We start from the raw sequence: 208 nt of genomic DNA on the forward strand, positions 1-208 counted from the left end.
CAATTCAAAATTCAGAATTCACAATTCATAATTCCCCTCGCACTATTTAGAGCCCCCCGCTGGCGCGAGCTTGTAGCTCGTGCCCAATTCACAATTCATAATTCTCCTCGCACTATTTAGAGCGCATTATAGGCTTGAAAAACGCTTATCTCTGATGGGTAAAGGAAAATTAAAGTTTAGTTCTTTTGTATTATGCTGATTAGTAAGT

It is taken from the genome of Capnocytophaga sp. oral taxon 332 str. F0381 (genome assembly GCF_000318275.2).
GTDB lineage: Bacteria > Bacteroidota > Bacteroidia > Flavobacteriales > Flavobacteriaceae > Capnocytophaga > Capnocytophaga bilenii.